We start from the raw sequence: 15,291 nt of genomic DNA on the forward strand, positions 1-15,291 counted from the left end.
AAAAAGCCTTCGACCACTAAAAACACTAAAGTCACGAACTAATAACTATCTGTCGCTGAGACGCAAGGAGCTTACAAGGCCAAGTTCTCTGCGCCTTTGCGCCTTTGCGAGATCGAATTTGACCATCTTTGATAAAGGGGCTGTAGTGTCGAATCTATTCAACAACTATCCTGAAGCAGTCCAATAAATTGGACCCTACATGACCACAGAGAACACAGAGCTATCAAGGGTTTAACCCATTTAACTTCTCTGTGCCCTCTGTGGTGAATATTGCTTTTCCTGATGGCTGATAGCTGAAAAACTTATACTACAACAGCGGTGCAATCACCAGGCTGACAATGGCCATAACATTGATCAGAATGTTCATAGACGGACCAGAGGTATCTTTAAACGGGTCGCCCACAGTGTCCCCTACCACAGTGGCAGCATGAACATCCGAACCCTTGCCGCCGAAGTTGCCTTTTTCCACATGCTTTTTGGCATTGTCCCAGGCACCACCGGCATTGGCCATCATCAGCGCCAGCAACACACAGCCAAGCAATGCACCACCAAGCATTCCGCCAAGGGCATGAGGGCCAATGATAAAGCCCACCAACGGAGGAACAGCCACCGCCAGTACCCCCGGCAGAATCATTTTCTTAAGCGCCGCTTTGGTAGCAATATCCACACAACGTGCCGTATCAGGCTCAGCCGTGCCCTCCATCAGCCCTTTAATTTCCTTAAACTGACGGCGGATTTCCTGAATCATCTCGAAAGCTGCATCACCCACAGCGGTCATGGTAATAGAGGCAATCAGGAAAGGCAGTACCCCACCAATAAACAGCCCCGTCAGTACCATTGGATCGCCCAGATGCAAAGTGAAGTCGGGATATTTAAGGGTCATGGTTTCCACAAAGGCTGCAATAATGGCCAGCGCCGCAAGCGCCGCAGCACCAATGGCAAAGCCTTTACCGATAGCGGCTGTGGTATTACCCAACTCATCCAGCGAGTCAGTAATTTCACGGGTTTCTTTACCCAGGCCACCCATTTCCGCGATACCACCGGCGTTATCAGCCACCGGTCCGTAAGCGTCAATGGCCATAGTAATGCCCACAGTGGCCAGCATACCCACTGCAGCAATGCCCACGCCATAGAGACCGGATAAACTGGTGGAGATATAGATAATGGCACATAGCGTCAGTACCGGGATCACAACCGACTGCATACCCACCGACAAACCGGTGATCATAACCGTTGCCGGGCCGGTTTCGCCGGACTTGGCGATTTTGCGTATGGGCGAACCCGCTGTGTAATACTCAGTAACCAGACCGATAATAATACCGCCTACCGCGCCAGCGACCACCGACCACCACACGTTAGCACTGACACCAGCTTGCTGAATCACAAAAAATGCGGCAATCACAAACAACACGGCTGCACCTATGGTACCGGCCCGCAGTGCCACATCGGGTTTGCTGGACGACATCATTTTCACCAACAAAATACCCAGCACGGAACAAATCAGGCCTGTTGAGGCGAGCCCCAGCGGCAGAAACATCAGTGTTTCTCTACTGCCCAAATCACTCATCACCAGAGTTGAGGCAATGGCAATAGTGGCAATCATAGCGCCGCAATAAGATTCAAAGATATCCGAGCCCATACCGGCAACATCACCGACATTGTCGCCCACATTATCGGCAATTACGCCAGGGTTACGGGGATCATCTTCTGGGATACCGGCTTCGATTTTACCCACAAGATCGGCACCAACATCTGCACTTTTAGTGAATATTCCGCCACCTACACGGGAGAACAACGCCACACTCGATGCGCCCATACCAAAGCCATGGATAACATGAGCGGTGGCCGGATCATCTCCGAAATACCAATACAACATGCCCAGTCCCAAAAGCCCCATTGAGGCCACACAAAGGCCCATCACTGAACCGCCCATAAAGGCTACAGACAATGCGGATGCGGCACCGGAGTCATGTGCTGCCTGTGTAGTACGTACATTAGCCTTGGTAGCCGTAAACATACCAATGTAGCCTGCGGCAGCGGAGCTTATCGCGCCCACAGCGAAGGCCAGAGTGGTATTCGCGCCAAGAGAGAAATATAAAAAGATGCCCAGTACCAGCGAGAAGATAAACAACATCTTATACTCTCGATGCATAAACACCATCGCACCAAGATGAATGCGATCAGCAATCACTTTAATGGTGTCATTGGTTACGGGTATGCGTTTAATCAGTCCGTATATTACGAACGCGAGAATCAGCCCAACCAGGCCGAACAGCGGTGGCAAATAGAATAAATCAGTCATAGTTTCCCCAGCAATTAATCAGGGCGCCTGAGTCCAACACGCTAGCTTGTCGGCCAGCACTGTTGGCAGGCGCAGAGCGGGGCATCACCACTACAACTTTAAAAACGCGGCTTTACCCCGTTGTTTTATCTAGTTTTTTTGCATTACGCAAAACCACTATAAACGCCATATGCTGATCTGTCAGCAACTGATTGATGAAAAATACGGCAATTTTTCTACCCCAACTGCTCACAGCCGGATTAAATGCCTTAACGGGCTTGTTAAAAACCACTTGTCATATTCGTTAACACTTAAATAGCAAATCAACCCCGGATTCTTTGCTAATCTGGCAAACGGGAAATAAATACCACAGAATAAGAGACCAATAATGAAAAAATCACTGATTACCCTGGCTGTTTGCGCAAGCCTGCTGCAGGCTTGCAGCACCAGCTCAGTCAACACCACTGCCGTCGATTCTAAGCTGGCCGGGATTATGGCCGAGGCCAGAACCGCTGATGCCCGTCTGGTCGCTCTGACTGATCAGTATATTGAAGAAACCTTACCCAGGGAGCCGATTAATGCGCTGTTCTTAGGAGATAATCGCTTTAATCATCTGTGGCCTAACAGCTTATCAGCAGAGTTTATTGCAGAGGGCGAAGCGATTTCCCGCAAATATCTGACCGCCGTTGAGCAAATTGATCGCGCCAGCCTCAAAGGCCAGGAACTGTACACCTATGATATTTTCAAGGGCAACCTTGAACAACAACTTGAGGGCAGCGCTTATCCTTTTGAACTGCTGCCACTGAACCAGTTTATTTTCAGCCCGCATAACTTTTTTATGCAGCTTGGCGGCGGTGTAAGCGCTCAGCCTTTTAATAACGCCAAAGATTTCGACAACTTCCTGCAACGGGCCGACGGTTTTGTAATCTGGCTGGATCAGGCCGTTACCAATATGCGCAAGGGTATCGAAATGAATGTGGTGCAGCCACGCCCGGTAGTGGAATCCATGCTGCCACAGATACAGGCATTGCTGCACGATGATGCCACTCAGAGCGACCTCTTTACACCTCTGAACCAGGCCAAAGACAAACTCAGCGAAGAAGACTATCAGCGTCTGCACAGCGCTTATCTGGAATTGGTAGACGAACGACTGACACCCGCTTTTGCCCGCCTGCATACTTTTCTGCAACAGGAATATCTGCCTGCTGCCCGCGACAGCCATGGCTACGGTGCACTGCCAAACGGCAAAAGCTGGTATGAATTTATGATCAAAACCAATACCACGCTGGAGCTGGGTGCCGATACGATTCATCAGACAGGTCTTAGTGAAGTGGCAAGGGTGCATAATGAAATGCGTGGTGTGGCCAGTGAAACCGGCTTTGAAGGTAGCCTGGAAGAATTCTTTGAGTTCCTGAAAACCGATCCGCAGTTCTATTTTGACTCAGAAGAAGAGATTCTTGCCGCTTATGAAGCGGTAAAAGCACGTATGGCACCAAGGCTGGAGACCCTGTTCAGTAAGATTCCAAAGGCAGATTATATGGTCAGGCCTTATCCCCCTGCGCAAGCAAAATCGGCACCGGGGGCGTCCTATATTCCGCCAGCAAAAGATGGCTCCCGACCCGGAGTCTTCTTTGCCAATACCTATAACCTTAAGGGCCAACCTAAATACGGCGTAGAAACCCTGTCAATTCACGAAGCCTCACCGGGACATCATTTCCAGATTAGTTTGCAACAGGAAATTGAAGGGTTGCCCCGGATTCGTAGTCAGACTTTCTATACAGCCTATGCCGAAGGCTGGGCGTTATATGCAGAGAGTCTGGGTAAAGAGCTTGGCTTCTTTACTGACCCGTACCAATATTATGGCAAACTTGATGCCGAGCTGTTCCGCGCCATGCGCCTGGTTGTCGATACCGGCATTCATGCCAAGGGCTGGAGCCGCGAGCAGGCCATTGACTATATGCTTGCCAACTCCACAATGGCGCGCTCTGACGTGGAATCCGAAGTAGAGCGATATATGATTATGCCCGGCCAGGCGCTGTCGTATAAAACCGGGCAACTGAAGATCCAGGAACTACGTGACTATGCGGAAGCTCAGCTTGGTGATCGCTTCGATATCAAGACCTTCCATAGTCTGATTTTGCTGGACGGCCCTTTGCCTTTGCCTTTGCTCGAAAGAAAAATCAAAGAATGGGTGGCTTCGCCTTAACTCAGGTTACAACAAAATCAGGGCCGCTTTTGCGGCCTTTTTATTAGTACCAACCCATCTGCATCAGTACTAATTTATCGACTAAGGCAGGATGCCATTTGTGGTCAAAAACCGTATAATCCCCGGCATTTCCCGTTAGCTAACCAAAAAGGAATCCTTAATGAGTCTGAACGACGTACCATCAGGCAGCAATCTACCTGAAGAAATCAATGTCATCATCGAAATCCCGGCCCACTCTGACCCGGTCAAATACGAAGTTGATAAAGATTCCGGCGCCATTTTTGTGGACCGTTTTATGTCATCCTGCATGCACTACCCCACCAACTATGGGTATGTGCCGCACACCTTGTCTGATGATGGCGATCCGGTGGATGTACTGGTCATGACCCCTTTCGCTCTGCTGCCCGGTTGTGTGATCCGCTGCCGCCCGGTTGGGGTACTGAAAATGACCGATGAAGCAGGTGAAGATGCCAAGGTACTGGCCGTCCCTGCAGACAAGCTGTCTACTATTTATCGTGGTATCAGCGAAATCGATCAGGTGGATGAGTTGCTGAAAAAGCAAATCGAGCACTTCTTCGCCCATTATAAAGATCTGGAGCCTAACAAATGGGTCAAGATCCAGGGGTGGGAAGACAGCACTGCGGCCAAGAAAGAGATTACCGATAGCGTAAAACGATACAATGACGCACCGGACAAGCCGGCCTTCTAAACTGAGAAACAACCAGGAGGTCAGCTGATGCTGGCCTTTTTTCTTCTCTCAGTCACCACGGAGACTTCTGATGAAAAAGTGGATTATTGCACTCGCCTTGTTACCCATGCTCGCCTTTGCCGAAGAACCCCTCGAACTGTTCTGGGAAGATTTGATCCCGGAGGATTATCAATTGCCGGAACAGCTGGTAGATCATGAAGCCAATAACGACATGACGCAGCAAAGTCTGGACGCACCGGTTGTTGAGGCTTTAAATGGCAGCAGAGTCAGAATTCCCGGCTTTGTGGTGCCGCTGGAGGGAGACGAAGAGAAACTCACTGAATTTTTACTGGTACCCTTTTTCGGCGCCTGTATCCACGTCCCGCCACCTCCGCCGAATCAGATCGTACATGTGAAATTTCCTGCTGGTGCACCGGTAGAGAACCTTTTTGATGCAATATGGTTGACCGGAACGTTGTCGACCGAAGGCTGGAAGGGAGACATTGCCACTGTCGGATACACGATGCAGGGAACCAAAGTAGAACCTTACGACGGCTAGCCTGTATTGTTCAGGCTATAATTGTAATTCTTTAAGTAGCTCATCGGCATAATCACAAGCCTGCTGATAGTTAATGGAAAATACATCCGGATCCTGGCCATTATCATAATTAAATAATGGCTGTGATGTGATGGCTGACCAGTCGTTGGTTTCAATACACGTCACTATTGACAAAATGTTTCCCAGTTCTCCCTCATAAGCCCTCAGAGCCGTCGCAAACTCAGGGTTAAGGTGCAGCGTATCAATCACTTCATCTGTGCTGATACTCAACATTGCATCCAGTAGCGACAGTAACCCGAGCAGGAACAAAGTGTCGCTGCGCTTCGGCATAAAGTGCTCACCGAGTAGCTGCATGAAAAGTGCCCTGGTCAGTGCCAGACGCATCAACTCAAAAGGTTTATGGGTGGTTAACTGACTTACAGATACAATAACAATAAACTTCCTAAGCGCCTGCTCTCCGAGAAATGTTGCCGCACTTTTGATCGATACAATTTCTTGTTTACGTGTTTTACAGGCGATATTGGCTAGCCTTAACACGCGGCTGGCCAGACCGATATCCTTTTTAAGTACATCACTCACCCGCTGATAATCGAGGGAATCACCCGTTGCAAGTGCCATCAGCTGCACAACTGTCATCTGCGCAGGATTAAGATTAATTTTTTGCATCATTTCAGGACGGGCAAAAAAATACCCCTGAAAATAATCTGCGCCACAAAGTTTTGCAGAATCGAAATCGTCATAGGTCTCGACTCGTTCTACGATTATCTGAGCAGTCGGAAACCGCGATCGCACCAGTTCAATATGACGGGCTGTCTCAAGCGGAGAATTCTGAATCTCTACCTTTACATAATGCATATATGGCTCCAACACATCCCATTGACTCTTCCCATCATAGTCATCCAAAGCAAATACATAGCCTTTTGCGTGAAGGGCTTTAATAACCTCTACAACCCCCTCATTGACCAGACTTCGCTCGACAATTTCTATGACAAGATTCCCGGGGGGCAGAATATCCGGGATTTTTTGCAATAAAGACACTGCGGAAATGTTAACAAACGCTTTTTTGTCTTCAGTGATTTTTTCTGTCCCGTCGAATAGCAAACTCTCGTAAAACAACCGACTGGAAGCTTTCTCGTCATCCAGACCAGCCGGAAAGGCGTTTTGCTCCGAATCACGATAAAGAAGTTCGTAGCCATACGTGCGTTCTTGGCTATCCAGAATAGGTTGCCGTGCAAGGTAGTGATAATTCATGGTCTGCCCCTCAAAAAGAACTTAGTACGACTAGGCCCAGTATTCAGATTAATGTGAAGTCGGGAAGTTTGCACTGAAAAGCCAGCAGTTGTGATCATTTCGGCAAACAGCCCAGAAAGGGCGTTGTCTGGAGGAGACTAAAAAGTATTGGACAGATATCACAGCCTGACCTAGTTTTAGTTAATGTAAGTTTTTGAACTCGTTAATAATAAGCTTACTGTCAGGGGCTATGTGATGAATAAAAAACCTTTCATGAACAACCGTCAGCTTTAAGGTCTGAAAAAACGACTATCTGTGCGGATTGGTATTACGCCCCTCTGTAAAGCTGTTCTGCACGGTTGAACAGCACCCAGGAGGTAAGAATGTATTTATCGTTGCTGCGGGTCACATTGCCCCTGTGGGTATGGGTAAAATAGGCTGGCGCTATCACCATTCGCCCCCGTTTTGGGCGAATCGTTTTGTTCTGATAATAAAATTCTGTTTCCCCGCCGTCTTCCACATCATTGAGATAATACATAAACAGCAAAATACGATGCAGTGCCTCATTCTGAGGTGATTGCGGGTACACCTCAGAATGCCAGTACGGGTAACCACCTTTGCTGGCAGGGTATTTCTGCGCGTTAATATCTCCCATGCGAAACAGGTATTGCACCAGACTCTGCAGATTGGGCCGCGCCACCTCGTCGAAATTGTCCTGTGTAATCTTAACCGGCTCACCACTTTGCGGATGCCTGAGCGTCAGACCAATCGGGCCGATTAACGCAAAATAATATTTGGCAAAATAGTCCACCAGATGAGACGTGGTGCACTCCAGCACTTCAGGCAACAGTGAAGAAAATTCACTGTTGGCACAGATTGACACGTCTTCGCTGACTTTCTTGCTGGTGTCAACGCCACCACCTGTGCGGCCTGGCTGGCGATTGGGACTGTTATCCACTTGTTGAATTAGCGCCTTACACAGATCTTCAGGTAAGGCGTTATCAATCACTTCAATAAACTGGCTCACTTTATACTCCTCCCGCCATCCTCTTCACACCTCAGACCTCACTCCTCACTTATTAATAAGGTTTGTAGCTGCTTACTTACATCTTCTGGTATGGGCGCTGACTTTTGCTGATGATAATCAAAATGGACCAGTGTAGTGATGCCCTCAGCCGCTTTTTCTCCCTGCTGCCAGACTTGTTGTATCACTTCAAAAGAACTGTTGCCGACGCGCTGAATGCCGGTGCGTATCTCCACCTCATGACCAAAATAGATCTGACGCAAAAAATCAATCTTGTAGCTGGCCAGAATCAGCGGCCAGTTATCCAAATCTGCATCGGGCGTAAAAATACGAAACACGGGGTCTCTGGCGGCTTCAAACCAGCCTGCCAGCACTGTATTGCTCACATGCTTAAGCGCGTCTGTTTCGTAAAACCTGACCTTAAATGTTTCACTTAGCATAATCACTCCAATATTAATATGAACGGTAGGGTCAAATTATTCGACCAACAACGCCACAGACTAACCATAAAAGCCCAATAAATTGGGCCCTACAAATCTCCTGTTGTTATTTTTATAACCACAAACTACAGGCTAATATTTTCTTACCGCAGAGTCGCTGAGATCGCAAAGAACGCAGACTTCCATTTTTAAATCTCCAGACCCTCAGCGTCTTTGCGGTGAAATCAACCCACTCCCCTAATCCGCTTCGCTTGTTACGGGTCACGCCGAACTCTAGCCCGGATGCAGCGCAACCCGGAAATCCCTTAATTAACTCCGTGTTCTGTTGTGCCTCTGTGGTGAATTAATTTTTCACGGTTGAAATATCTTTCAGCAAAGGCTTCAAGAAATGCCCCGTGTGAGAAGCTTCTGTCGCTGCTACCTGCTCTGGTGTTCCTTCAGCAACAATCTGGCCTCCGCCGGAGCCGCCTTCAGGCCCCAGATCAACCAGCCAGTCGGCGGTTTTGATCACATCCAGGTTATGTTCTATCACCACTACCGTATTACCGTGATCCCGCAATCGGTGCAATACTTCCAGTAACTGGCGAATATCGTGAAAATGCAGCCCCGTAGTGGGCTCATCAAGAATGTACAGAGTCTGCCCCGTATCGCGTTTGGACAGTTCACGGGACAATTTAACCCGCTGCGCTTCCCCGCCTGACAAGGTTGTGGCGCTTTGTCCTAAACGAATGTAAGACAAGCCCACATCCATCAGAGTTTGTAATTTACGGGCAAGTGAAGGGATCACGTCGAAAAACTCGCGCGCTTCTTCGACGGTCATTTCTAACACTTCATGAATACTCTTACTCTTATACTTCACTTCCAGAGTTTCACGGTTGTAACGCTTACCTTTACATACATCACAGGGTACATACACATCAGGCAGAAAATGCATCTCCACTTTGATCACGCCGTCACCCTGGCAGGCTTCACAGCGTCCGCCTTTAACATTAAAGCTGAATCGCCCCGGCTTATAACCTCGTGAGCGGGCTTCCTGGGTACCGGCAAAAAGCTCACGAATCGGTGTGAATAACCCCGCATAGGTGGCCGGATTAGAGCGCGGCGTCCTGCCGATAGGGCTCTGGTCTATATCCACCACCTTATCCAGGTGTTCCAGACCACTGATGCTTTTGTGAGGAGAAGGCTCACCGAGTGTAGCCTTATTAAGCTCCTTATGAGCCAGCACATACAGAGTGTCATTGATCAATGTCGATTTTCCGGAACCAGAAACACCGGTCACACAGGTCATCAGACCGATGGGCAGACGCAGATTGACGTCCTTCAGGTTGTTGCCCGATGCGCCTTCAAGCTCCAGCCATTTATCCTCTTTGTTTGCATGGCGCTGCGCGGGAACTGCGATTTTTTCTTCCCCGGACAGATACTTACCCGTTAGCGAGCGCTCACTGTTTATAATATCTTCAAGATTACCCTGAGCGACTATTTCGCCGCCGTGAACACCGGCACCAGGGCCGATATCGAGAATATGATCGGCAGCACGGATGGCATCTTCATCATGCTCCACCACAATCACCGTATTACCGAGATCGCGCAAATGCACCAGGGTGCTGAGCAAACGTTCATTATCCCGTTGGTGCAGGCCGATAGAGGGTTCATCAAGTACATACATTACGCCCACCAACCCGGCACCAATCTGGCTGGCCAGACGAATGCGCTGAGCCTCGCCCCCTGATAAGGTATCGGCGCTGCGGGACAGTGACAGGTAGTTCAGCCCCACATTAACCAGAAACCGCAGTCTGTCGTTAATTTCTTTCAGAATCTTGTCCGCTATCTGCGCGCGCTGACCGCTGAGGCTCAGTTGCAGAAAATACTCCAGGCTGTCTGCAATAGACATTTCAGTCACATCAGGCAGGCGGGTATCACCAATAAAGACATTTCTGGCTTCCAGGCGCAAACGACTGCCGCCACAGCTGTCACAATGCTGCTGGCTGAGGTATTTGGCCAGCTCCTCACGCACGGCGTTCGATTCGGTCTCACGATAACGACGTTGCATATTCGGGATGATGCCCTCAAAGGGATGCTTGCGCTCCATCACATCACCGCGATCATTGATATAACGAAACTTGATTGATGTCCCCTGACTGCCATAAAGCACGATATCACGATGCGCTTTGTCCAGCTCTCGGAAGGGTTTCGTCAGATCAAACTGATAGTGATCGGCCACCGCCTGTAACATCTGAAAATAGTAGTAACTGCGCTTGTCCCAGCCACGGATAACGCCACCAGCCAGACTAAGCTCATCATTGTGGATCAGTTTAGAGGGGTCAAAAAACTGCTTGGTACCGAGACCATCACAGGTCTGACAGGCCCCTGCCGGGTTGTTGAAGGAGAACATCCTGGGTTCCAGCTCAGCCATGGAGTAGCCGCAATGGGGGCAGGCAAAGTTAGCGGAAAACACCACCTCCTCCCTGCCGGCATCATCCATCCAGGCTACTTTAGCAGTGCCCCCTGACAGATTCAGAGCGGTCTCAAATGACTCTGACAAACGCAGTTGCAGATCCTCGCGCACTTTAAAACGGTCCACCACCACTTCAATTCGGTGCTTCTTGTGCAGATCCAGTGTGGGTGGGTCAGAAAGATCGCAGACTTCACCGTCAATACGGGCACGAATAAAACCCTGGGCGGCCAGATTTTCCAGAATTTTGATATGTTCACCCTTGCGATCCTGTACCACTGGCGCCAGCAACATCAGTTTGCTGCCCTCGGGCATCGCCAGCACTTTGTCTACCATCTGGCTGATGGTCTGCGCGTCCAGTGGTACTTTATGATCCGGGCAACGGGGCTCACCCACCCGTGCAAACAGCAAACGCAGGTAATCATAGATTTCGGTGATTGTGCCCACAGTAGAACGGGGATTGTGAGAAGTCGATTTTTGTTCAATGGAAATAGCGGGCGACAAGCCTTCAATATGATCTACATCGGGCTTTTCCATCATCGACAGAAACTGACGGGCATAGGCGGAGAGGGATTCCACATAACGCCGTTGCCCCTCTGCATACAGGGTATCGAAAGCCAGAGAAGACTTACCAGAACCAGAAAGACCGGTAATCACGATCAGCTTGTCACGGGGCAGGGTGAGATTGATATTCTTCAGATTGTGGGTACGGGCCCCACGAACTTCTATCTTATCCACAAAAAAGACACCTGGTAGCAGAATGAAACCCCTATTGTCGCATATACCTCCCCCGACTCACGAATAAAAGTTCAGATTTAAGCCAGATCAATGTACAGATCTGATTGCTGTGGATGCTGTCGAAATTTCCAGCCTATGCTAAACTGCGCAGCCTGAAAACCGGCACCCTGTTGCCTTATTACCACTTTGATTTATCTGACTTTCGACGGGTTATTTTGAACAATACCGAAATTCGTGGAGCCAGTGCCCTGGCCATTGTCTATGTAATGCGCATGCTTGGCCTGTTTATGGTGATGCCTGTATTAGCAGTGCTGGCGATTGAGTATCCTGATTATTCTCCTGTTATGGTTGGCCTGGCAATTGGTGGCTATGGTCTGACCCAGGCACTGCTGCAAATTCCTATGGGCGTGCTCTCTGATCGCCTCGGACGCAAGCCGGTGATTATTGCAGGGCTGTTGCTGTTTGCTCTTGGCAGTCTCGTTGCGGCCATGGCAGACAGCCTGCTGTGGGTGGTTATAGGCCGGATATTACAGGGCGGCGGCGCCATTGCCGGTGCTGTGATGGCACTGGCCGGGGATATCAGCCGTGAAAACCAAAGGGCCAAGGTTATGGCTATTATTGGCATCGCTATTGGCTTTTCTTTTTATCTGGCGCTGTTACTGGGGCCACTGCTGGCGCAAACACATGGCTTACAGGGAATATTTTTCGTCACCGCATTACTGGCGCTGGCCTGTATTCCATTGGTGTTATTTGTGGTGCCAACGGCCCGTAATCTGGCTCCAAGCGGCGATACCCTTCCCAGACTCTCTGAATTGGGAGCACTGCTAAGCCAGGGCCCACTGATAAAGCTGAATATCAGTGTGTTTCTTTTGCATTTATTGATCACCCTGCTGTTTATCCAGCTACCTACCCGATTAGTGGATCAGGGCTGGCTTCTCAGTCAACACTGGCAACTTTATTTACCGATATTAACCGCCTCAGTACTGGGTCTGATCGTACTGATGCGATTGGGTAAGCTGCTGGGACAGCAGCGGGTACTGATGCTGTCGATACTGCTGATGGCGATCAGTTTTGCCGGCCTGATACTGGATACCGGTGTAGCGGGTTTGATAATACTCTGCTGGCTGTTTTTTACCGGCTTTAATTATCTTGAGGCCAATTTGCCGGCCATGGTTTCTACCCTTGCACCGGCAGGCAGAAAGGGCTCGGCCATGGGTGCCTACGCCAGCGCACAATTTTTAGGTGCCTTTGCCGGGGGTATGCTTTCAGGTGCCATCAGTCAGTATCTGAACACAAGCTGGGTTTATACACTGGCTTTACTGCTCTGTTTGATCTGGATTATGCTGATTCGCGGCCTTGCCGCTGGCGCCACTCATGCCAAAAGGTATACACTAGCGCTGGATGCGGACGGGGCAGCAGCCGGTCAATATGTAGAACAACTCAGACAACTGGCTGGCGTCACCGATATTACCTGGGTTGAGGGGGAGAAGGCGGTATACCTGAAAGTCGACAGCCGGGCCTTTAACCTGCAACAGGCAAGACACATCATCAGTCCATCAAATTAAGTATTCTAAGCCGGACAACTATAATTAACGCTGGAACCGGCAACTGTAAGGAGCAAACATGGCGAGCAGAGGCATCAACAAAGTTATTCTGGTAGGCAATCTGGGCCAGGATCCGGAAGTACGTTACACCGCAAACGGCAAAGCGGTAGCCAATCTGAGCATTGCCACATCAGAGAGCTGGAAAGATCAGAGCGGCCAGATCCAGGAAAAGACCGAGTGGCACAAAGTAGTACTGTTCGGAAAACTCGCTGAGATCGCAGGTGAATATCTGCGCAAAGGCAGCCAGATCTATGTGGAAGGTAAGCTGCAAACACGTAAATGGCAGGATCAACAGGGTCAGGACAAATACACCACTGAAATCGTGCTGGACCCCTTCAACGGTGTTATGCAGATGCTCGGTGGTGGCGCAGGTGGCGGTGCCCCCAGAGGCAATGCCCCGGCAGGAAATTACAATCAGGCGCCGCAGCAACAACCCGCGCAACAGCCTCAGTATCAGCAGTACCCCAATCAGGCTAATCAGGGTGGTGGACAGGGCCAGCCTAAACCTCAACAACAACCTCAGAATCAGCCCGGCTCAATGCCTGAACCGGATTTTGATTTCGATGATGATATTCCCTTCTAACGAACACGTTTTTGTGTTTTGTTAACTATAGAGTTGAGAAGCCCCATTAGTTGGGGCTTCTCGCTTTCAGTGCTAAAAAAATCTTGTTGACTTGTTACCTCTATGTTGTCTACATTTATTTTATGTTAACTATGAGACAAGGTTATGTCGAAGCTTACCCATCTACTTTTCCAATCAGGAGAGCGATATCCAGCCCTTATCGATGACGACGGCATACCTGACTTTTGGGTAACGCTTTACGTTACAGTTCAACTTCGAACTTCCCATACTGCTAATGCTATCGAGAATATCATCCGCAATATTATGCACTTCAAGCTGTGGGAAGAAGTCGAGCAGCGAGACATTATATGGGAACTAATTAATGGGCAGCTGCCGGACAATGATGACGTCTACTCCCTCCGCGATCATTGCTTAGTCCAAACGAAAAGCGTACGCAGGATGCACAGATTAAAATCTGACGGAAATGTCGCCAGGCTTGAACAGCTTTTTCCAGCGGGTCGGAAAACGTTGCCACGAGTCAGCAAAACACATTATGCAATTCGGTTAACACATATCGCCGACTTCCTTAAATTCACAGCAAGGTGCGTAATGCGAAGGAGAAGCGACTACGCACAGAAATGTCAAGAAATAGACCGCTTTATCGAATTAATTAAAGCTCAAAGGAAAAAAGTCTCAAAACATAAGTCGAGGGCCAATTTTGAAGCTCCACCGATTGAAATATTTGAGAGTTTCATGGAGTTTGTGAACGAAAAAAATCCAGATAACCCTTTTAAGAACCCCGGCATTCGATTTAGAAACTCCTTAATTTTCGAGTTGCTATACGCCACAGGGTGCCGTTCCGGAGAATTGCTTGGGTTAAGAATTGACGACATTGATTTCATAAATAACAGAATTAGCATTGTTCGACGGCACGACACTGTCGATGATTGGAGGGCTAGACAGCCTGTTGCCAAAACCCTTGAACGAAGTATTTTTATTGAAAACAACCTACTTCGCCGGCTGCGTAGCTACATTCTTGATGTTCGTTCAAAAATTCCGTTTGCAACTAAACATCCTTATATTTTTGTGACTCATAAGAAGGGCAAATATCAGGGCCATCCCATCTCAAACTCTAACTTTAAAGACCGAATTCTCAGGGCTGCTACGATGAAAAGGCCTGAGCTCTATCAAGGCATTACGCGCCACGGTTTCCGTCACAATTTTAACTACAAGATTTCAGTTAGAACTGATGCGAACAACGAAGCAGTCGCGCGGAACAAGGAGCAAGCAATTGCTGAGGGCAGAAGCCTCATAACTGAATCTCAGGAAATCAAAAGTAGAATGGAGCTTAATGGCTGGGCGTCTGAGAATTCAGCTCACATATACAATCGCCGGCACATACGCGAGAAGGCTGATCTTTTGATGCGGAGCGACATGGAACTTCAATCTAATTTAACTCCAAAGGGAATTGACAATGAGAGCGAATAACACGCAGTTACCCAGATCA

At 49.0% G+C, this 15,291-nt stretch carries 11 protein-coding genes; 6 read left to right on the forward strand and 5 right to left on the reverse strand.

Annotated elements, in window-relative coordinates:
• Nucleotides 1-307: 307 nt before the first annotated feature.
• Complete coding sequence (locus CDA54_RS03865) at nucleotides 308-2,302, reverse strand: sodium-translocating pyrophosphatase (RefSeq protein ID WP_099033698.1); 1,995 nt, start codon at nucleotides 2,300-2,302, stop codon at nucleotides 308-310.
• A gap of 367 nt (nucleotides 2,303-2,669) precedes the next feature.
• Between CDA54_RS03865 and CDA54_RS03870 the strand changes: the two genes are divergently transcribed.
• From CDA54_RS03870 to CDA54_RS03880, 3 genes are all read left to right on the forward strand, one after another.
• Nucleotides 2,670-4,487, forward strand: coding sequence for a DUF885 domain-containing protein (locus CDA54_RS03870; RefSeq protein WP_099033699.1), 1,818 nt, complete (start codon nucleotides 2,670-2,672; stop codon nucleotides 4,485-4,487).
• Nucleotides 4,488-4,647: 160 nt separating this feature from the next.
• Nucleotides 4,648-5,196 carry an inorganic diphosphatase gene (gene ppa, locus CDA54_RS03875; RefSeq protein WP_099033700.1) on the forward strand — a complete coding sequence of 183 codons (549 nt, stop codon included), beginning with the start codon at nucleotides 4,648-4,650 and terminating at the stop codon, nucleotides 5,194-5,196.
• A gap of 70 nt (nucleotides 5,197-5,266) precedes the next feature.
• Entirely contained in the window at nucleotides 5,267-5,734 is a 468-nt protein-coding gene (locus CDA54_RS03880; RefSeq protein ID WP_099033701.1) for a DUF3299 domain-containing protein, read from the forward strand.
• 15 nt (nucleotides 5,735-5,749) lie between these two features.
• Here the strand turns inward: CDA54_RS03880 and CDA54_RS03885 are convergent, their stop codons facing one another.
• The 4 genes from CDA54_RS03885 to uvrA form a co-directional block, all read right to left on the reverse strand.
• Nucleotides 5,750-6,985 (reverse strand): EAL and HDOD domain-containing protein, encoded by a 1,236-nt coding sequence (locus CDA54_RS03885; protein ID WP_099033702.1) that lies wholly within the window; start codon nucleotides 6,983-6,985, stop codon nucleotides 5,750-5,752.
• 307 nt (nucleotides 6,986-7,292) lie between these two features.
• Nucleotides 7,293-7,991, reverse strand: a complete 699-nt coding sequence (locus CDA54_RS03890; protein WP_099033703.1) for a 2OG-Fe(II) oxygenase — start codon at nucleotides 7,989-7,991, stop codon at nucleotides 7,293-7,295.
• A 38-nt stretch (nucleotides 7,992-8,029) separates the two neighbouring features.
• Complete coding sequence (locus tag CDA54_RS03895; protein ID WP_099033704.1) at nucleotides 8,030-8,428, reverse strand: acyl-CoA thioesterase; 399 nt, start codon at nucleotides 8,426-8,428, stop codon at nucleotides 8,030-8,032.
• 343 nt (nucleotides 8,429-8,771) lie between these two features.
• Nucleotides 8,772-11,618, reverse strand: a complete 2,847-nt coding sequence (gene uvrA / locus CDA54_RS03900) for an excinuclease ABC subunit UvrA (RefSeq protein WP_099033705.1) — start codon at nucleotides 11,616-11,618, stop codon at nucleotides 8,772-8,774.
• 215 nt (nucleotides 11,619-11,833) lie between these two features.
• Between uvrA and CDA54_RS03905 the strand changes: the two genes are divergently transcribed.
• The 3 genes from CDA54_RS03905 to CDA54_RS03915 all read left to right on the forward strand — a co-directional run bounded on the left by CDA54_RS03905 (nucleotide 11,834) and on the right by CDA54_RS03915 (nucleotide 15,272).
• Complete coding sequence (locus CDA54_RS03905; protein WP_099033861.1) at nucleotides 11,834-13,183, forward strand: MFS transporter; 1,350 nt, start codon at nucleotides 11,834-11,836, stop codon at nucleotides 13,181-13,183.
• A gap of 58 nt (nucleotides 13,184-13,241) precedes the next feature.
• Nucleotides 13,242-13,805 carry a single-stranded DNA-binding protein gene (ssb, locus tag CDA54_RS03910; protein ID WP_099033706.1) on the forward strand — a complete coding sequence of 188 codons (564 nt, stop codon included), beginning with the start codon at nucleotides 13,242-13,244 and terminating at the stop codon, nucleotides 13,803-13,805.
• 144 nt (nucleotides 13,806-13,949) lie between these two features.
• Nucleotides 13,950-15,272 (forward strand): site-specific integrase, encoded by a 1,323-nt coding sequence (locus tag CDA54_RS03915; protein ID WP_099033707.1) that lies wholly within the window; start codon nucleotides 13,950-13,952, stop codon nucleotides 15,270-15,272.
• Nucleotides 15,273-15,291: the final 19 nt, after the last annotated feature.

This window comes from Lacimicrobium alkaliphilum, from assembly GCF_002591895.1.
Lineage (GTDB): Bacteria > Pseudomonadota > Gammaproteobacteria > Enterobacterales > Alteromonadaceae > Lacimicrobium > Lacimicrobium alkaliphilum.

Excerpts from the sequence above, each read along its gene's own strand:
- CDA54_RS03865 (WP_099033698.1), bottom strand. The coding sequence starts at position 2,302 with ATGACTGATTTATTCTATTTGCCACCGCTGTTCGGCCTGGTTGGGCTG.
- CDA54_RS03870 (WP_099033699.1), top strand. The coding sequence starts at position 2,670 with ATGAAAAAATCACTGATTACCCTGGCTGTTTGCGCAAGCCTGCTGCAG.
- ppa (WP_099033700.1), top strand. The coding sequence starts at position 4,648 with ATGAGTCTGAACGACGTACCATCAGGCAGCAATCTACCTGAAGAAATC.
- CDA54_RS03880 (WP_099033701.1), top strand. The coding sequence starts at position 5,267 with ATGAAAAAGTGGATTATTGCACTCGCCTTGTTACCCATGCTCGCCTTT.
- CDA54_RS03885 (WP_099033702.1), bottom strand. The coding sequence starts at position 6,985 with ATGAATTATCACTACCTTGCACGGCAACCTATTCTGGATAGCCAAGAA.
- CDA54_RS03895 (WP_099033704.1), bottom strand. The coding sequence starts at position 8,428 with ATGCTAAGTGAAACATTTAAGGTCAGGTTTTACGAAACAGACGCGCTT.
- ssb (WP_099033706.1), top strand. The coding sequence starts at position 13,242 with ATGGCGAGCAGAGGCATCAACAAAGTTATTCTGGTAGGCAATCTGGGC.
- CDA54_RS03915 (WP_099033707.1), top strand. The coding sequence starts at position 13,950 with ATGTCGAAGCTTACCCATCTACTTTTCCAATCAGGAGAGCGATATCCA.